Annotated in this window: 22 protein-coding genes; 5 read left to right on the forward strand and 17 right to left on the reverse strand. The window is 62.7% G+C overall.

What is annotated here, in order from left to right; translation table 11 throughout:
* Positions 1-5 precede the first annotated feature (5 nt).
* The 17 genes from YQ44_RS06125 to YQ44_RS06200 all read right to left on the reverse strand — a co-directional run bounded on the left by YQ44_RS06125 (position 6) and on the right by YQ44_RS06200 (position 11,276).
* On the reverse strand, positions 6-239 hold the full coding sequence (locus YQ44_RS06125; protein WP_071322630.1) for a hypothetical protein: 234 nt from the start codon (positions 237-239) through the stop codon (positions 6-8).
* Complete coding sequence (locus YQ44_RS29470; protein ID WP_071322631.1) at positions 240-1,769, reverse strand: phage tail protein; 1,530 nt, start codon at positions 1,767-1,769, stop codon at positions 240-242.
* Positions 1,766-2,386, reverse strand: coding sequence for a phage tail protein I (locus tag YQ44_RS06135; protein WP_198043879.1), 621 nt, complete (start codon positions 2,384-2,386; stop codon positions 1,766-1,768). Before YQ44_RS06135 ends, YQ44_RS29470 begins: the two co-directional genes overlap by 4 nt.
* Complete coding sequence (locus YQ44_RS06140) at positions 2,379-3,290, reverse strand: baseplate assembly protein (protein ID WP_071322632.1); 912 nt, start codon at positions 3,288-3,290, stop codon at positions 2,379-2,381. Before YQ44_RS06140 ends, YQ44_RS06135 begins: the two co-directional genes overlap by 8 nt.
* Positions 3,287-3,631, reverse strand: a complete 345-nt coding sequence (locus YQ44_RS06145; RefSeq protein WP_071322633.1) for a GPW/gp25 family protein — start codon at positions 3,629-3,631, stop codon at positions 3,287-3,289. The genes YQ44_RS06140 and YQ44_RS06145 overlap by 4 nt, the downstream gene beginning before the upstream one ends.
* Positions 3,628-4,299 carry a phage baseplate assembly protein V gene (locus YQ44_RS06150; RefSeq protein ID WP_232251061.1) on the reverse strand — a complete coding sequence of 224 codons (672 nt, stop codon included), beginning with the start codon at positions 4,297-4,299 and terminating at the stop codon, positions 3,628-3,630. The genes YQ44_RS06145 and YQ44_RS06150 overlap by 4 nt, the downstream gene beginning before the upstream one ends.
* Before the next feature lie 86 nt (positions 4,300-4,385).
* Positions 4,386-5,297 (reverse strand): AbiTii domain-containing protein, encoded by a 912-nt coding sequence (locus YQ44_RS28695; protein WP_156894710.1) that lies wholly within the window; start codon positions 5,295-5,297, stop codon positions 4,386-4,388.
* Between the two features lie 138 nt (positions 5,298-5,435).
* Positions 5,436-5,903 (reverse strand): phage virion morphogenesis protein, encoded by a 468-nt coding sequence (locus YQ44_RS06155; protein ID WP_071322635.1) that lies wholly within the window; start codon positions 5,901-5,903, stop codon positions 5,436-5,438.
* Complete coding sequence (locus tag YQ44_RS06160) at positions 5,900-6,388, reverse strand: phage tail protein (RefSeq protein ID WP_071322636.1); 489 nt, start codon at positions 6,386-6,388, stop codon at positions 5,900-5,902. The genes YQ44_RS06155 and YQ44_RS06160 overlap by 4 nt, the downstream gene beginning before the upstream one ends.
* Positions 6,372-6,884: a lysis system i-spanin subunit Rz gene (locus YQ44_RS06165; RefSeq protein WP_071322637.1), complete on the reverse strand. Its 513-nt coding sequence runs from the start codon at positions 6,882-6,884 to the stop codon at positions 6,372-6,374. The genes YQ44_RS06160 and YQ44_RS06165 overlap by 17 nt, the downstream gene beginning before the upstream one ends.
* Complete coding sequence (locus tag YQ44_RS06170) at positions 6,881-7,441, reverse strand: glycoside hydrolase family 108 protein (protein WP_071322638.1); 561 nt, start codon at positions 7,439-7,441, stop codon at positions 6,881-6,883. The genes YQ44_RS06165 and YQ44_RS06170 overlap by 4 nt, the downstream gene beginning before the upstream one ends.
* On the reverse strand, positions 7,441-7,812 hold the full coding sequence (locus YQ44_RS06175) for a hypothetical protein (RefSeq protein ID WP_035820867.1): 372 nt from the start codon (positions 7,810-7,812) through the stop codon (positions 7,441-7,443). Before YQ44_RS06175 ends, YQ44_RS06170 begins: the two co-directional genes overlap by 1 nt.
* 64 nt (positions 7,813-7,876) lie before the next feature.
* Positions 7,877-8,092, reverse strand: a complete 216-nt coding sequence (locus YQ44_RS06180; protein ID WP_034778648.1) for a tail protein X — start codon at positions 8,090-8,092, stop codon at positions 7,877-7,879.
* Positions 8,092-8,595, reverse strand: a complete 504-nt coding sequence (locus YQ44_RS06185; protein ID WP_071322639.1) for a head completion/stabilization protein — start codon at positions 8,593-8,595, stop codon at positions 8,092-8,094. Before YQ44_RS06185 ends, YQ44_RS06180 begins: the two co-directional genes overlap by 1 nt.
* A gap of 107 nt (positions 8,596-8,702) precedes the next feature.
* The gene (gpM, locus tag YQ44_RS06190; protein ID WP_071322640.1) at positions 8,703-9,419 is read right to left on the reverse strand and encodes a phage terminase small subunit; all 717 of its coding nucleotides are present in this window, start codon (positions 9,417-9,419) and stop codon (positions 8,703-8,705) included.
* Complete coding sequence (locus YQ44_RS06195; RefSeq protein WP_071322641.1) at positions 9,419-10,438, reverse strand: phage major capsid protein, P2 family; 1,020 nt, start codon at positions 10,436-10,438, stop codon at positions 9,419-9,421. The genes gpM and YQ44_RS06195 overlap by 1 nt, the downstream gene beginning before the upstream one ends.
* 49 nt (positions 10,439-10,487) lie before the next feature.
* Positions 10,488-11,276, reverse strand: coding sequence for a GPO family capsid scaffolding protein (locus tag YQ44_RS06200; protein ID WP_083411669.1), 789 nt, complete (start codon positions 11,274-11,276; stop codon positions 10,488-10,490).
* A 136-nt stretch (positions 11,277-11,412) separates the two neighbouring features.
* On the opposite strand from YQ44_RS06200, the gene YQ44_RS06205 reads away from it, so the two are divergent.
* The 5 genes from YQ44_RS06205 to YQ44_RS06225 all read left to right on the forward strand — a co-directional run bounded on the left by YQ44_RS06205 (position 11,413) and on the right by YQ44_RS06225 (position 15,989).
* The gene (locus YQ44_RS06205) at positions 11,413-13,224 is read left to right on the forward strand and encodes a terminase ATPase subunit family protein (protein WP_071326287.1); all 1,812 of its coding nucleotides are present in this window, start codon (positions 11,413-11,415) and stop codon (positions 13,222-13,224) included.
* Positions 13,221-14,285 carry a phage portal protein gene (locus YQ44_RS06210; protein ID WP_232251062.1) on the forward strand — a complete coding sequence of 355 codons (1,065 nt, stop codon included), beginning with the start codon at positions 13,221-13,223 and terminating at the stop codon, positions 14,283-14,285. Before YQ44_RS06205 ends, YQ44_RS06210 begins: the two co-directional genes overlap by 4 nt.
* Complete coding sequence (locus YQ44_RS06215) at positions 14,282-14,497, forward strand: hypothetical protein (protein ID WP_071322643.1); 216 nt, start codon at positions 14,282-14,284, stop codon at positions 14,495-14,497. Before YQ44_RS06210 ends, YQ44_RS06215 begins: the two co-directional genes overlap by 4 nt.
* 396 nt (positions 14,498-14,893) lie before the next feature.
* The gene (locus YQ44_RS06220) at positions 14,894-15,340 is read left to right on the forward strand and encodes a hypothetical protein (RefSeq protein ID WP_156894711.1); all 447 of its coding nucleotides are present in this window, start codon (positions 14,894-14,896) and stop codon (positions 15,338-15,340) included.
* A 10-nt stretch (positions 15,341-15,350) separates the two neighbouring features.
* Positions 15,351-15,989 (forward strand): SOS response-associated peptidase, encoded by a 639-nt coding sequence (locus tag YQ44_RS06225; RefSeq protein ID WP_071322645.1) that lies wholly within the window; start codon positions 15,351-15,353, stop codon positions 15,987-15,989.
* The last annotated feature ends 3 nt before the right edge of the window (positions 15,990-15,992 follow it).

Raw genomic sequence — 15,992 nt, forward strand, 5'->3', positions numbered from 1 at the left:
GTTTGCTACTCCTGTTCAATTGGGTGATCGGTGGATGGGGTGCGCGGGTCAGGCGCGGTAAGTGCCGGGGGCAAAGCTGCAGGAACGGCGATCCATGCGTCATCGACCAGGCGCCAGTCGCCGGGCACCAGGTTGAAGCTCAGGGGTTCGGGCCGCGACAGGTCGCCCATTTCGTTGGCATCGACAAAGCCCCAGGCCTTGAGGACGTGCGTGAAGGGGTCACGAAAAGAGTTTTTCACTTAGCAATCTCCATTGGGAACGATATAGCCCATGACGGCGATATAGGCGCCCCCCTTAGCTCCGGCCGTGATGGCGTAGTTGAAGCGCCTGTCGCTGTCGAGGGGAATCTCGACAGTCCCTGCGCCTTGCATGTAGGTGTCGGGAGTGGCGATGGAAAATTTCACCGGCGCGAACTGCATACCCAAGACGACGATGGATAGCAAAAACATCGCTGTTGATGAGCTAGATAGCTGTAGCTCGCAGTGCAGGATGGCCCGTGCCGCGTTCGCCGGCACATACTGGGAGCAGTCAACAGGCGAGGTCGGCGAGGTCACGGCGCCGCCGCTCAGCACGCGGGTGGCGCTGGAGTCGTTGGCATAGAACACTTTGGCGCCACGGACGAGCATGGGCGTGATGACGTTGGCCCCCTCGTAGCGGATGGTGGTGGCATAGGCGAAGAAGGAGAAACCGGCCGGCAGCGTGGGTGCGTCCGCCGACACGCTCCACAGCAGCGCGGTGATGCCCGTCGCGGGGTTGAAGATGAAGTACAGATGCACCGACGCGGTGCCGGCAATGACGGCCACTTGATCGCGGCCATTCGCTCCCACTACCGACACGTCCGCCGTCAAGGCACCGGTGGCATATTTCGTGATGGTCTGGCCGGTGGTCGGGTTGCGCATCGTGACGGCGAGCGCGGACACGGTGAATTTGTTTGCAGGCGAAGCGATGGTGTTCGCGCCGGCCAGTCCCTGCACGCCGGCGCGCCCCTGCGTCGCCTCGACCAGAGCGCGGGCGTTCACCACGCGTACGGAACTATCGCCGTGGGGGATCGTCGGCGCGCGTGGAGCGCCGGTGAAGTCCGGTGAGTCGAGCGGGGCTTTCAAAGCCAGCGCTTTGGTGATCGTGGTAGCGAACTGGGGATCGCGCCCCAGCGCATCGGCCAGTTCGGCCAGGGTATTCAAGGTTTCGGGCGAGCTATCGACCAGGGCGGCAATCGCTGCGGCGATCTTGGCGTCGCCGTCGATCTTGCTCAGGTACTGCGGGTGTGGGTTGGCCTTGGCCTCATGCGCCATGACAGCCTCGGCGGCTTTGTCGTCGGCATACTTGCGCGTGGCCAGCACCACGGACGGATCAATTTTCAGCTCGATAGCGGCCGTGCTGGCGACGATCAGCACCACGCGCACCACCTGCGTGCGCCCGCTGCCCTCGACCATCAGGGGTTTGTAGCTGGGCGGGCAGTTGGCCACGGCGCACAGGTCGCCCGCCTCGTCGTAAATGCCGATTTCGCGCAGCCACCAGCCGCCCACGTCCTCGGGCAAGACTTGCTCGACGATGATCTGGCTGGCGTTGGCCGGGTCGATGGCCAACTGGTTCAGGTCGGCGCGGCGCACTTCATGCACGAGCGCCTTTTGTGCGCGGTCGGGGATCGGCAGGACGCCGTTACCGTCGCCCACGCCCATTTTTTTCAGTTTCAGGGTTTGGCCCAGGGCGATGGCATTGGCCAGTTTGGCCTCGCCCACCTGCGTCAGAATGGCAAAGTATGTGCTCATGGATAGATGGTCATGGTGTCAATGGTATGGGGTGCGCCGCCTTGTACCAGCTTGCCGCGCACTTCGATTTGTTCGGCGATCCACGGATAAACCGTCATCGCATCGCCGTGATAGGCGCTCAAGCCGATCCGCACCTGGCCACGGGTTTCCAGATACAGCGCCAGGCCCGTCAAATGCCGGCTGACGGGCTTGGCGTCGGCGATCAGGCGTTCCATTTCCTGAAACATGGCGTCCGTGATGCCCGAGTCCAGCACCCCCACGTCGAGGCGGAAAGTTCCGGGCACGCCGGGTGGCGCGGTCTGCCACCATTCGGTGATGCGGATCAAATAGCCCAGGGACTCCACCACGCGGCGCACCGCGGCAATCGTGCCCTTGTGCTTGTGGATGAAGTAGGACGCCTTGATCGTGCCGCGCTTGATGGACTCGGGCCAGGCGTCATCCCAGCGGTCGACGGAACAGGCCCAGGCCAGAAACGGCAGCAGGGCGACGGGGCAACGGTCGGCGTTCCACAGGTCGCGCAGCGGCACGGGCACGTTGACCAGCTCGGCGCAGGCCACGGCAATGGCGCGCTCGAGCGCCGTGGTGTTGGGCGGCAGGGTCGGCACGATCTTATTCATCGAGCACGACCACGTTTAAATGGATGCCGGTGCAGCGCGCGGCCTGGGTGGCGTTCAATTCGATGTCCACCGCCGGGCCGGTGAGCACGACCTTGCGCACGCCTTCGACATGCACGGCGGCGCTGCAGGCGGATCGGTAGATGCTGTGCCCCAGCGGGCGGCGCGGCTGCGACACGCGCACGGCGTTGGCGCGCGCGGCGTCCAGCAGGATCGGCACTTCCGGGCCGACGCCGATAAACAAGGTGGCTTCGATCTGGTAGTCGATGACCTGGGCGGCTTGCACCGTCACGCGGTCGCCCAGGGGGCGCACGTCCTCGGCGTTGAGCGCGCGCGCCACGGTGGCCAGCAGCGCGGCGTCGGCGATGCCTGTGTCATTGTTGGCCAGCACCGTGACGATGACGTGCGCCGGCGCGGGGCTGGTGGCGCTTGCGTCCTTGACCTGGCCGTCCGCACTGCGGGCGTGGAATTCATACGACGCTTTCGGGCCGGCCACGGACAGGCCGTCCGGTGCTTCCTGGATGCGCAGGCGGTAGGCGTCGTTATCTTCCATGACAGCGGCCACGGGCGGCAGGGCGTTTGGATTGGCCGGCGTGATGACCAGGCGCGCCACGTTGACGTTGGCGCCTAGCTGGTCCAGGTCGCCGTCGAGGGCAAACGCCAGCATGACGGCCTTGCCGGCCTCGTTGACGCGGTTGCGCAGGATGGTTTCCTGATACGCGTTTTCTTCCAGTAGCTTGGTGGCCGGCTCCGATTCCAGCTCAAGCAGGGCCGTGACGGCTGCGCGCTCAGCTTCCGGCAGCAGGCTGACCAGGTGCGCCTTGCGCTTGGCCAGAATGGCTTCGAAGTCGAGCGCTTCGACCACGCTGGGCGCGGGCAACTGGGTCAGGTCGATAGGCGTGCTCATACGGCGCCCCCTTGCTTGACGGGCACGGCCACCGTGATGCCCTGACCATTCGCCGTGCCTTCCAGCAGCAGCGCGATGGCACCGTCCGTGTCGCGCGTGAGCTGCACGCTGGACAGTTGCAAACGCGGCTCCCAGCGGCGCAGGGCAAAGGCGGTGGCCGCATAGATGCGCAACTGCGTGGCGCTGTTCAGGGGCTGGTCGATCAGCTCGGGCACTTCGGAACCATAGCGGCGGCGCCGGATGCGCGAACCCATCGGCGTGGTCAAAATGTCGGTCACGGATTGGCGCAGGTGGCCCATGCCCGTCAGGCTGCGCCCGGTGGCGGCGTGCATGCCCATCATGGCTGCGGCCCGCCCGACTGGTCGCCGCCGGCTTTGACGCCGCTGTGCGGATGCTTGGCCAGGCTGATGGCGCCGGCCAGCACGTCCTCGCTGGCCTTGATTGTCCCTTGCACGGCCATGGCCACGCCGCCAGCGGCGCCGGCCTTGGCGTTCACGCCGCCGTTCAGGGTGGTGGCGCCGTTGACAGTGGCCGCTTGCATGACGATCAGGTTTTTCATGACGGTCAGGTCGCCCGTGCAGATGGTGCTGGGCGCGTTCGACGTCACCTTGTCGGCCGTGATGGTGGCCGTGCCGCCGGGTAAATTGGCCGTCAGGGCGTGGGCCGCGTGGTCGTACTGCACCACGGCGCCGTCTGGGTAGTGCGTGGTGTGGATGCTGTCGCTGGTTTCGGGCGCGTCAAACTCCTGCGAGTACAGCGCCGGCAGGATGATGCCGCGCGTCAGGTCGCCGCCGGGTGAAAAGACGATGACCTGTTCGCCCACGGTGGGCGTTGACCAGGTGCGCGTGCTGCCGGCGCGTCGAGTGGCCCATTTCAGCCATTCGGTGGTGAGGGTTGGCCCGAGCCGCACGCGCGCCTTGGCCCCTTTGACCTCGGCGATGGTGCCCAGGCGGATCAGGTTTTGCAGCAAGCGGAGGAGGTCGGACAGGTCGGCGTTCATGCAATGCATGTTGCCGAAGTCCGCGTGCGGATGCACGCGGGGGCGGGTTGATATGCGGGTTAGCGCCTTCGATAGACTTTGTTGTTAAATATTACTTATGGTGAAAAAGCTAAGATTGCAGCGGTTCCGTAAGCAATAATTTGATCAAAAGTCTTTCCCGCTACCACATCGACAGCAACTTCTTTGCCCTTTTCAAACCATGCTTTCACCCTCGGGCCTATCCCTTTTTCGCCAGCTTTTCTGTCGGCATCCGCGTTGTTTGCTAAGTCTGCCGCAGAATCTTTCGACAGCCCTAATTTCTCAAGCGCTGATATGAGTGACGGTAAATCACCTGGCGTAATGCCATTGACTATATTTTGTTCCACGGAATGATTCCCGAATGCAATGCCTTGGACACTTCCGCCGTTTATAGTGGTGTTAAATATTTGGCTCACTAATTTCTCCTTTTCTTTTAAATTTTCGTCATGTGCCGGAAGCAAGCCGGCATCAGGATATGTCGATTTTATTTCCAGCGAGAATGCAAGTATCTTCGTCTTTATTTGATCCACCAATGACGTAAGATTCGCTACACTGAATTCTATCCAAGCTCCTGTGCAATGCGATCCTGGCGTCATAGTTGAGCCATATTTAACAGCTAAAACGATAGGCCAATCTCTCCTGAGGATACCCTTGCCGCCACTCTCGTCTATCATCTGCGCACATTCTGCGATTGGCTGCCGATATTGGATGTCTTTAAACTTCTTTCGCATCTCTTCGGGCAAAACAGTAACCGGTATCTGTATTATTCCCTCATATCTTCCAACTATATGACCTCTGGTTATTCCAGGGAAAATTCGGTAAGGTGGTACCTCAACCTCGTCAGGATAGCCCTCAAGCTCATGTTTAATCCATGTCGAAAGCGGTTCATGTCCTAGGTCATAAGCCAGTACCATGCAAAGGCGAAGCAGTCGCGTAACACTCGAGTCCTTAGAGATTGCTTCTTCAATTATTTGTTGCAACAGGGACATATAAAATATTCCGATTATTTTCGCTGGCAAGCCAGTTGAAAGTGTAGAGAGCGGCTCGGTTTTTTCGTAGCAGTCAGTAGCATAGGACTCTATCCTATTTGATAAGTGATGTCAGTTGAAACCTTGCATTGTTCGTTTTCAGTGTTTTTGTATGTGTTGTAGTAAGGATTCTCGTATTACCGTTCGATCCAGCTTACTCAAGCCCAGCAGCGACCGCTCCGGGTACTTGTACAGTGGCCCTTTCTTCGACAAGCGGTCTTGCCGGCCAAACTGATGCACACGCGCCACGCGCGCCACCCAGCCAAAGAACCCGACTTCGATCTGGTCGCCGGTCGCCTTTACTTTCAGGTGTTTGACGGTGCGTATCTTGGCGAACATGGCCGCCTTCTGCCGCTTGATGCGCCCATTCTTCCCCTTGAATTCCTTGCGCCGCTTGCGCGCCGGATAGGCCGTGCCATCCGGCCCCTGCTGCGCCTTGATGCGTTGCGCCTGGCTGCGGCGCAGGTCGATGGCCACCTTGTGATTGACGGCGCGGCGCTGGGCCGGCTGCAGCTTGGCTAGCAGGCCGCCGACCCAGGCTTCCAACGCGTGCAGGTTGTCGCTCATGGCGTCGCCTCGGGCGTGCGCCATTCGGCCAGCAGGGTGTCGCCGTTATATAGCCTCCAGAACTCGTCTGTATAGGCCGGCATGTGCTGTATCTCGGCCAGGTGCTTAATGTCCAGGCGGCCTGCCTCGCCGGTCTTGACGGCCACGCGCTCGGTCAGGTCCAGTTTGATCGAGATATCCACCGTTTCATGGTTATTAAAATCCACCTCGAAGGCGATGCCGTGCTTGCGCGTTTCCTCGTTGGCCATCAGATCGAGCTGGTGGACTTTCAGCCAGGCAATCAGGGCCACCATGATGGCGTCAGCGTCGCCCGCGTAGTCGGTCACGATCAGGTTGAGTTTGAAGCGGTATTCGAAGGAGAGGGAGGCGGTGGCCGACGCCACCACGTTGCCTTCGTCGGCGAAGACCAGCAGGCGGTCGGGGTCGCGCTGCAGTTGGGGGATGGCGGCGGACAGGTGCTGGCGCAGGCTATTCGGTTTGTACATGGTAGGTGTCTCGTACTAGGTTGTAGGCGTCGATGCAGGCGTTCAGTTGCCGGGTGGCGTCGTCGCCGTCGCCGGCAATGGCGTCAAGAGCTGCCGCAGTCGCTGGGTCAAGTTCGGCGCGCGCTTGCTGCCGATGGCCTGCGGCAGTTGCGGTATCTGCAGTGGCGGCGCACTGGCCGCCGGCGACGGGGATTGACAGGCGCACAGCGCCGTTGCGCACGTCATCGTTAAAACGGTCGCGTTCAGTTTTCGCATGGGTTTGCTCCTGGGTGAGGTGGTCGGCGCGCTGCACCAAGGCGGCGCTGGCCGTGCGCTCCAGCGTGAGCACGCGGGCGGTGGCCTGCGCCAGTGCGGTGGCCGCGTTTGTTTTGTCGGTGGCCGCCGCCCTTTGCAGTTCGGCGATGCTTGCATCCTTTCGCCAGCCCTGCGCCGTCCAACCGACCAGGGCGCCGCACAGCAGGCAGGCGGCCAGCGGGCGCCAGGTGGTCGTAGTCACATGGCCACTCGTTCCTTGAGCCAGCCGAACAGAAAACGGCGCTGGCTCTTGTTGGCTTCGGTGATTTCCAGGTAGCGCGCGGCCTGCAGGCCGTTCAGGGCGCGCAGCAGCACGGTGGCGCCATCCTGGCCGCGCCATTTCAGGAAGGATGCAAGAGCGCCCAGCGATTGCGCGCCCAGGCGGCCGTCGACGAATAGCGCAGGATATCGCGCGCCCGTGTCATTGAAACCGTTCAGCCAGCGCTGCAGGAACTCGGCCGCGCGGTGCGGCCCCATGTTCACGCCCGTGTCGATCACTTCGGCGCCGATGCCGGCATGCAGGGCCAGCACCTGGTCGAACTTCGGCTCCGTGATGTAGCGCGCCGTGTAGATGGCGCGCGCCACCGCCACGGGTAGGTCTCGAATCGGCCCCGTGTAGCCGTTGGCGCGCGCCACGGCCACGGTGATGCCGAAGTTGGTTTCGCCGCCCATGTCTTGCGGGTCGTTCACATAGCCGCCCTCGGCGCGCAGGATGGCGTCGATGGTGCGCGCGATCAATGGATTATCTGTGGTGGCCATCAGTGTTCCTTCGCGTCTTTGACCAGTTCGGCGATGTCCTTGTCGCTACGGCGCTGGAACCACAGGGCGACGGCGCGCGATACCCACCAGCCGGGGGCGCCCACGATCAAGTCGATGGCGGAAGCGTTGACCATGGCGCCGATGGCCGGGAGCTGGGCGCACAGCAGCTGATACACGGTGCCGCCCAGCAGGCACGAGAACACGCCCGCGCAGGCCAGGCGGGCGACGAATTCGCCCTTGTTGAAGGTGCCGTCGCTGTTCAGCGGTGGCAGCACGATGTACAGCATGGCCGCGCCGACCATGCCCAGCGCCGCCTTGAAGCCGTACAGTTTGACCAGGGTGGCGAAACCACCAAACGATTCTGCGGACATTGCTTGATTCTCCGGTGAGAGGGTAGATAGATTTTTCATGATGGATAAAGGGTAAATGCCAGGATCAGTCCCATAGCTGCACAAGATCGGCTGCGGCCACCTGGCCCGTGCTGGGCGCCGGCTCGGGCAGGGTGACGACCAGGCCGGCGGGCAGCACGGCGCCGTGGCGCGCCAGCGCGGGATTCATTTCCAGGGTGTGCTCGACGTATCCCGCGCCGTCGCCCAGGTAGCGCCACACCAGGGCGTCTACCGTGTCGTGCTGCTGCGTGCGCACCTGCATCAGATCAGTTCCACGGTCAGGTGCGTGCGCCCGACCATATCGGCGATGGCCCATTGCGCGTTGCGCCGCTGCGCGCCGGGCGCCTCGTCCAGCCATTCCATGCTTTTCTTGTCGCTGACGGACGTGGCCGTGCTGTCGTAGTCGCGGTAACGCTCGATTAGATCCGCTTTCGCCGTGCTGTAGACGGCGCGCCGGTATTGCGCCAGCAGGCGGGACTCGCGGTTGATGCGCGTGGCCGGCACGTCCACCAGGGCGGTGATGCCGGTAGCAACCTGCTTGCCCTGCCAGTCGGCCAGCTCGCGGTTGACCTGCAGGATGGCATCGACCACGGCTTGCACCAGGCGCGCGTCGGTGACGGTGCCATCCAGGCGCATGGCGTCGCGCATATCGGTCAGCGCGACATCGGGAAACCAGCCGTCGTTCTCGATGACGCCAGCGGCCGGCGCTGATGGCGCCGGGGCGGTGCCGGGCGGGATGGACGGGGGCAGGGCCATGAAGGACATACGGGACGCTTTCAAAAAGTGGGCGGTGGACGGGGTTCATCAGGCCGAGATTGTTGCCAATGCGTTAGCCAGAATCCCCCCGTGCCGCCGTGCTGCGGGGGATGCTCTTACGTGGAACCTGCCGCGCGCTTGAGGCGCCGCTCCAGCCGTTCCATATCTTTCTTGACGCCGCACGATTCGGACAGGGCGCGGGCGCGTTTCAGCTGGGCCATGGCCGTTTCCGCTTCTGCCACCAGCGCCGGCGTGATGTCCGTGTCGTCGGCCTGATCGAGCACGGCGATCATGGCCAAGCCAATCGCCTTGTGCAGCTTGGCGCGCGCCTGGTCGGGCGCGTCGCTGGCGGCCGTCAGCTGTTCCACCTGACCCAGCACCTGGGCGGCATGCTGCGGATCGGCGGCCAGCTTGCCGTGCAGGTAGCCTTCGGCGAATTCGTCCAGCATCAGGGTGGCGATGTCGCGGCTGTAGGTGTCGGGCAGGGTGAACTTGTGTTCCAAGGCGTAGGCGGCCATGACCAGGGCGCGGTCGTATTCGCCCGTGTCGATGTGCCACACCAGCAAGGTGGCAAATACGTCATCCTGAGCGCCCTTGCCGCCGGCCAGCACGCCGTCGATCCATTGCGCGTAGTCGGACAGTATGGTGGCCTTGACCTCGATCTTGCGTTCAACAGACTGAATGGATTTCAGACGGCGGCGGTCGTCGGCCAGCTTGTAGAGCATCATTTCGTAGGCCGTGCCGGTGGTGACGCCTTGCGGCGCGGCGGCGCCGGCCGTGCGCTCGGCCAGCATGCGCGCGCGGTGGCGCAGGGCGGGGGATTGGTTCGCCATTACTTGTCTTTCAGCTCGATGTTTTCCACCAGCGCGGCCAGGCCCAGGTCTTCGATCACGTAGGCGTCGTTGGACGACTCGTAGTTCTCGATGCGATCGCGTTTCGGCTCGTCCTCGACGCGGCGGCGGCGCGCGCCGTCCTGGAAGTACACCGACAGATTGTCGAAGCGCGTGATGAGGATGGCGTTATCGGGGAAGAAAGGCACGCGCGCGGCCGGCACGCCGCCGATGCGTTTCTGGCTGATGATGATGTCCGCCGCCAGGGTTTCCGTGGGCGCCTGCTTGGTGTTCACCAGCGGGAAGTATTTATCGTTCAGCAGCTTGCGCCCGACGATGGCCACCAGGCCCGTGTCTTCCTGATACCAGGGATCGAGCAGGTTGATGGCGTCCGCCACGGCCGCGTCCAGGTTGGCATAGTCGGCGCCGTCCACGTCGCCGATGATGACCTTGCCCGGCATGCCGTTGGCGATCAGGCCCAGCACGCGCTCGGGTGCCAACTCGCGCAGGTGCTGCAGCCACCCCTTGTTCACGTCCTGCAACAGTGGGTTGGCGTCCAGATCGGTATCAGCCATGGCTTTCACGCCGTTAAAACCGATGACGATGCGGTCGAGCGCCTGGCGCGTGAGGATGGCGTTGGCCACGCGGGATTGAAAATCGGGGAACTTGGCCCAGGCGTCCAACTTGGCATAGCTCAAATGCGTGTCGAAGTTGGTTTGTTCGCAGCGGTATTTGGTGCCGTCCATGGTGGACAGGTCGCGCGTCTTGCGTTCCTTGTCCTTGGTGTTGGTGCGGCCGGCAATCGGGCCGGAGACGCCCAGGCCCAGCTTTTCGCCTTCCTGGTCGGTCACGCCGATGATGTTGATTTTCGACAGGAACTCGCTCGATTCCTGCATTTTCGTTTCCAGCTTCTGCTGCACGCTGGGCGTGACGCTGAAGGTCTTGGCCACGTTGTTCGTGTCGTTCAGTTGGCCCAGGCGGGTTTCATACTGGCCAAAGACCTGGCGCGTTTGCTTTTTCATAAATCGTTGCTCCGTTGTTGAATGGGGTGTTGGTGGATGGCGGGCGCGCTTAAAACTCGGTCTGCACGGCACCGTCGTTGCCGGTGGCGGCCGGGCGGCGCGGGCCGTTGCCGGGCGCCTCGTCCATCTGCGCCTTGAAGGCGGCCAGCTCGTCCTGCGTGGCCTTCAAGGCCGTTTCGGTTTTCTCCAGGCGGGCCAGGGCGCCCGTGTAGTTGTCGTTGGCGGTGACGACGTGGCCGGCCAGCGCCTGCACGGCTTCGCTGATGTCGGCGAACTGCGCGGCGTCGGCGCCGGATTTATGGGAGAAGCGCGACAGCAGGTTTTTCATGGCGTCGGCCAGCTTGATGCCCTGCGGTTCGTCAAATTCCAGCGTCACCTCGACGGCCGAAGTAAACAGGTTGGCGGCTTGCTGCTTGCGGCCGGCGGAGAACTTGAGCGCCTCGGTGCCCAGGCTGGCCGGGCTGTCGGTGACGCCCAGGCCGACCAGGTAGGGTTGCGACGAGTCGGCAAAGTTGGGCTGGATTTCCAGGCTGGTGTACAGCTTCTGTTTGGCCTTGTTGATGGCCACCAGTTCCGGCGTGGGTTCGATCTGCGCGAACAGGGCCAGTTTCTTGCCGCTGTCGGTGTCCACTTCCTCGGCCTTGACGGCGATCACGTCGCCGTAGGCCTTGAACTGGCTGTCGGGCAGGATGCCGCGAATGTGCTCCAGCCAGATGCGCGCGCCGTAGGTTTTCGGGTTGTAGGTGGCGGCGATCTGCTCGATGGTGGCGCGGTCGATGTTGCGGCCGTCCGTGGTGGCGCCTTCGGTGGCGACGCGGAAGAATTTCGATTTGGACATGATGGGCGTTCTCGGTTGATCGGATAACGCCATGGTCAACGTCTTGGCGCCGCGATTCAATGCGGTGCGGGTTGCTATGGGCCATAGCGACTTCTGCCTTCCCCCGCTCCGCGCGCGCGCGGCCTACGCTGGCGGCATGCTGACAATCGAGAAAACAAGCGAACAAACCGTCGATGGAATCATCGGCGAACTGGCCGTGCCCGAATCCGAGCCGCGCCGAGCCGCGCGCGCCCTGTACTGGAAGGGCTGGCGCATTTCGTCCATCGCCCGCCACCTGGGGATCAAGCGCAGCACCATCAATAGCTGGAAAGAGCGCGACGAATGGGACAAGGCGCAGGCCATCGAGCACGTCGAGGCGTCGGCCGAGCTGCGCCTGGTGAAACTGATCGAAAAAGAGGTCAAGAGCGGCAGCGACTACAAGGAAATTGATCTGCTGGCGCGCACCATCGTGCAGATGGCGCGCGTGCGCCGCTACGAGCAGCCGGGCGGTAACGAGGTCGATCTCAACCCCAAGCTGGCCAATCGCAATGCTGGGCCGAAGAAGAAGCCGACGCGCAACGACTTCAGCGACGAGCAGCGCATTCAGCTGCTCGACGCCTTTCAGGATTCGCTCTTCGACTATCAAAAGGTGTGGTTCCGCAACGGCGACCAGCGCACGCGTGCCATCCTCAAGTCCCGCCAGATCGGCGCCACCTGGTACTTCGCCCGCGAGGCGCTGGTCGACGCCATGGCAACGGGCCGCAATCAGATCTTCCTGTCCGCCTCAAAAAGCCAGGCGCACGTCTTCAAGCAATACATCGTGCAATTCGCGCGCGAGGCGGCCGGTATCGAGCTGACGGGCGACCCCATCGTGTTGCCGAACGGCGCGCATCTGTACTTCCTGGGCACCAACGCGCGCACGGCGCAGGGCTACCACGGCAATTTCTATTTCGATGAATTCTTCTGGACGCAGAATTTCCAGGAGTTGAACAAGGTGGCCTCGGGCATGGCCATCCACAAGAAGTGGCGCAAGACCTATTTTTCCACGCCATCCTCGACCACGCACCAGGCTTACCCGTTCTGGACGGGCGAGCTGTTCAACAAGCGCCGCGCCAAGGCGGACCAGGTGAACATCGACGTGAGCCACGGCCGCCTGTCGTCGGGCTTTACGGGCGAGGACAAGATATGGCGCCAGATCGTCACCATCCTCGATGCCGAGCGCGGCGGCTGCAACCTGTTCGACATCGACGAGCTGCGCAACTTCGAATACAGCCCGGACCAGTTCGACAACCTGCTGATGTGCAATTTTATTGACGACTCGGCCTCGGTCTTCCCGCTGGCCGAGCTGCAGCGCTGCATGGTCGATTCCTGGGTGGAATGGGACGACTACAAGCCGTTGCTTGGCCTGCGCCCGTTCGGCAACCGGCCCGTATGGATCGGCTACGACCCGGCCTTGAACGGCGACAGCGCCGGCTGCGTCGTGCTGGCGCCGCCCATGACGGCCGGTGGCAAGTTCCGCATCCTGGAGCGCCACCAGTGGCGCGGGCAGAGCTTCGAAGACCACGCCGACGCCATCCGCCAGATGACCCAGCGCTACAACGTCGAATACATCGGCATCGATACCACGGGCATGGGCATCGGCGTGCTGCCCATCGTGCGCGGCTTCTTCCCGGCCGTCACGGCGCTGAATTACTCGCCCGAAGTCAAAACCCGCATGGTGCTAAAAGCCAAAAACATCATCAGCAAGGGCCGGCTGGAATTTGACGCCGGCTGGACGGACATCGCGCAGTCCTTCATGGCCATCCACAAGACCCTGACCCCCAGCGGGCGGCACGTGACCTATGTCGCCGGCCGCAGCGACGAAACCGGCCACGCCGATCTGGCGTGGGCCTGCATGCACGCCCTCGATCACGAGCCGTTCGAAGGCACCACCGACAACCATCAATCTTTCATGGAGATTTATTCTTGAGAAAAGCACCACACTTGCGCGCGCGCGGCCAGCAGGCCCAGGGCGCCCCATCAACAGCGGCCACGGCGCCGGCCGCCGCCGGCATCGAGGCGTTTTCCTTCGGCGACCCGACGCCCGTGCTCGAACACGCCGATATCCTCGATTGCTTCGAATGCTGGAAGAACGGCCACTGGTATGAGCCGCCCGTCAACCTGGCGGGCCTGGCCAAGTCCTTCAATGCCGGCGTGCACCACAGCAGCGCCATCCACTTCAAGGCCAACGTGCTGACGTCCACCCTGATGCCGACGAAATACCTGTCGCGCGATGGCTTCAAGCGCATGGCCCTGGACTATCTGACCTTTGGCAATGCCTACCTGGAAGACCGGCCTAGCCGCAGCGGCAAGGCGCTGGCATACCAGCATGCGCTGGCCAAGTACATGCGGCGCGGCGTCGATCTGGACACGTATTTTTTCGTGAACGGCTACCAGGCCGTGCACCAGTTCGACAAGGGCCGCGTATTCCACCTGATGGAACCGGACGTGAACCAGGAGCTGTACGGCGTGCCGCAGTACCTGAGCGCGTTGCAGTCGGCCTGGCTCAACGAGGCGGCCACCCTGTTCCGCCGCAAGTATTACAAGAATGGCTCGCACGCCGGTTTCGTGTTCTACATGACGGACGCCGCGGCGAACACGCAGGACGTGGACAACCTGCGCCAGGCCATGCGCGACAGCAAGGGGCCGGGCAACTTCCGCAACCTGTTCATGTACGCGCCCAACGGCAAGAAGGACGGCATCCAGATTCTGCCGGTGTCGGACGTGGCCGCCAAGGACGAGTTTTTCAACATCAAGAGCGTGACGCGTGACGACCAGCTGGCCGCGCACCGCGTGCCGCCGCAGCTCATGGGCATCCTGCCGAACAATGCCGGCGGCTTCGGCGCCGTCGAACCGGCCGCGCGCGTCTTCGCGCGCAATGAGCTGGTGCCGCTGCAGGCACAGTTCATGGCGATCAACGAGTGGGCGGGCGTGGAAGTGGTGCGCTTCGCGCCGTATGACCTGGCCACGGGCGGGGAGGGCGCGCAATGAGCGACCATATCGACAACACGGACAAGATCATCTTCGCCGAGGTGGCGCGCGGCCTGGCCGCCGTGCGCAGCCGGCCCGCCCTGGTGGCGCATGGCTGCTGCCACTACTGCGACGAGGCGCTGGCGCCCGCGCTGCTGTTCTGCAATGCGGACTGCCGCGACGACTACGACAAGGAGCAGGCGGCGAAGGCCCGCGCCGGCCGCCCAGGATGACCAGCACGCCGCGATAGCCGGTAGGGCAGGGGCGCGATAGCCCAGCCGCACCGAAGCGCCCCAGCCACCGCACAAGCCGCCCACGAGGCGGCTTTTTCACGTCCCGCCGAATGACGTTGCGATGAAAGCAAGGAAAAAGCCCCGTTTCGGCCCGGCGCGCGCAGTTGTCCCCCCTCCACACCTGCCCGCTATATAGGGGGCTTTTGACTCAAATTTGCAACATGGCCGAAGGCGCATGAGGACTGGCGCGGAGGGGCGAAGTGGCGGCATGCGATTTGACGCATTTTGACGCACTTTGAGCGGTTTTTCGTGCGGGTAGTGTTGCGACGTGGGAACGACGTTGTTTTCGCGCTGTTCCGCGTCCTGGCGCGGCTCTGTGCTATGTATGGCGCCTCTATGCTGACGATCATTCATCTTCACGCCGACGCATCATCGCCGCGTATTGCGGCCTCAAGAACTCTTGATATACTGTATGTATGTACAGTATTTTATTTGGGTGTCATGATGATTGTTAAAATGTTAAAGATGCGCCTTGCTGGGGTGGAGGTGCCCAAGCGACGGCTGCATGATCGCTACAACTCGGCACGGCCCGGCACGTTGGAAGTCGTTGAAACGACAGACCAGGGCTTGCACCGTTTGGTGAAGCTGGCCCGATTCACTTACGGCGAGAGCGGCAAATACGTTGACACACTGTTCGATGTGAATTTGCTCTGGTATCGGGACGGGCGCATGGTGTTGTCAGGGTTTGAGCGCAGTAAAGTGGATATGCAATTTTGCGACTATGCGCAGTCCTGGCTGTGTTTTGTCGGGACGGAGCCGCCGCCAATGCCAGAAGGCAGGTAGAATAAATTGCATGTGCGCCGACTATACCCCCAGCCGTAGCGATCAAATCGAACAGCATTTCGCTGTCCGCTCCCCCCAGTTTGACCTGCCGCCGGAAGCCTGGCCGGGCTACATGGCGCCGATCATTCGCGCCTCGCACGAGGTGCCCGGCGAGCTGGAAGTCGCGCCGGCATGTTTCGGGATGGTGCCACATTGGGCCGATATGAAGCTGGCGCGCCAGACCTATAACGCCCGCACCGAAACGGTGGCGCAGAAGCCATCCTTCCGCAATGCCTGGAAGCGCAAACAGTTCTGCATTATTCCGGCGGATAATTTCTTTGAACCTTGCTATGAGACTGGAAAACCGGTTCGCTGGCGCATCGAGCGCGCCGATGGCATGCTGGCCGCCATCGCTGGGATATGGGAATTCCGGCCGCAAGATTTGTTGCTGTCGTTCTCGATGCTGACGATAAACGCCGATGGCCACCCGCTCATGCAGCGCTTCCACAAGCCGGATGATGAAAAGCGGATGGTGATGATCCTCGACCCCTACCAGTATCACGGCTGGCTCGATGGTTCTCTTGTGACAGAAGAGGATTTGTTCCAGCAGTATCCAGCGGAACGCCTCATAGCTGTAGCTGATCCACTTCCGCCGCGTGTGAAAAAATGAACA

Origin of the sequence: Janthinobacterium sp. 1_2014MBL_MicDiv (assembly GCF_001865675.1) — a bacterium.
Taxonomy (GTDB): domain Bacteria; phylum Pseudomonadota; class Gammaproteobacteria; order Burkholderiales; family Burkholderiaceae_D; genus Janthinobacterium.

Excerpts from the sequence above, each read along its gene's own strand:
- YQ44_RS06135 (WP_198043879.1), bottom strand. The coding sequence starts at position 2,386 with ATGAATAAGATCGTGCCGACCCTGCCGCCCAACACCACGGCGCTCGAG.
- YQ44_RS06160 (WP_071322636.1), bottom strand. The coding sequence starts at position 6,388 with ATGTACAAACCGAATAGCCTGCGCCAGCACCTGTCCGCCGCCATCCCC.
- YQ44_RS29470 (WP_071322631.1), bottom strand. The coding sequence starts at position 1,769 with ATGAGCACATACTTTGCCATTCTGACGCAGGTGGGCGAGGCCAAACTG.
- YQ44_RS06205 (WP_071326287.1), top strand. The coding sequence starts at position 11,413 with ATGCTGACAATCGAGAAAACAAGCGAACAAACCGTCGATGGAATCATC.
- YQ44_RS06140 (WP_071322632.1), bottom strand. The coding sequence starts at position 3,290 with ATGAGCACGCCTATCGACCTGACCCAGTTGCCCGCGCCCAGCGTGGTC.
- YQ44_RS06150 (WP_232251061.1), bottom strand. The coding sequence starts at position 4,299 with ATGCATTGCATGAACGCCGACCTGTCCGACCTCCTCCGCTTGCTGCAA.
- YQ44_RS06175 (WP_035820867.1), bottom strand. The coding sequence starts at position 7,812 with ATGTCCGCAGAATCGTTTGGTGGTTTCGCCACCCTGGTCAAACTGTAC.
- YQ44_RS06215 (WP_071322643.1), top strand. The coding sequence starts at position 14,282 with ATGAGCGACCATATCGACAACACGGACAAGATCATCTTCGCCGAGGTG.
- YQ44_RS06155 (WP_071322635.1), bottom strand. The coding sequence starts at position 5,903 with ATGAGCGACAACCTGCACGCGTTGGAAGCCTGGGTCGGCGGCCTGCTA.
- gpM (WP_071322640.1), bottom strand. The coding sequence starts at position 9,419 with ATGGCGAACCAATCCCCCGCCCTGCGCCACCGCGCGCGCATGCTGGCC.
- YQ44_RS06225 (WP_071322645.1), top strand. The coding sequence starts at position 15,351 with ATGTGCGCCGACTATACCCCCAGCCGTAGCGATCAAATCGAACAGCAT.
- YQ44_RS06185 (WP_071322639.1), bottom strand. The coding sequence starts at position 8,595 with ATGTCCTTCATGGCCCTGCCCCCGTCCATCCCGCCCGGCACCGCCCCG.
- YQ44_RS06195 (WP_071322641.1), bottom strand. The coding sequence starts at position 10,438 with ATGAAAAAGCAAACGCGCCAGGTCTTTGGCCAGTATGAAACCCGCCTG.
- YQ44_RS06170 (WP_071322638.1), bottom strand. The coding sequence starts at position 7,441 with ATGGCCACCACAGATAATCCATTGATCGCGCGCACCATCGACGCCATC.
- YQ44_RS06220 (WP_156894711.1), top strand. The coding sequence starts at position 14,894 with ATGCTGACGATCATTCATCTTCACGCCGACGCATCATCGCCGCGTATT.
- YQ44_RS06180 (WP_034778648.1), bottom strand. The coding sequence starts at position 8,092 with ATGCAGGTGCGCACGCAGCAGCACGACACGGTAGACGCCCTGGTGTGG.
- YQ44_RS28695 (WP_156894710.1), bottom strand. The coding sequence starts at position 5,297 with ATGTCCCTGTTGCAACAAATAATTGAAGAAGCAATCTCTAAGGACTCG.
- YQ44_RS06200 (WP_083411669.1), bottom strand. The coding sequence starts at position 11,276 with ATGTCCAAATCGAAATTCTTCCGCGTCGCCACCGAAGGCGCCACCACG.
- YQ44_RS06145 (WP_071322633.1), bottom strand. The coding sequence starts at position 3,631 with ATGATGGGCATGCACGCCGCCACCGGGCGCAGCCTGACGGGCATGGGC.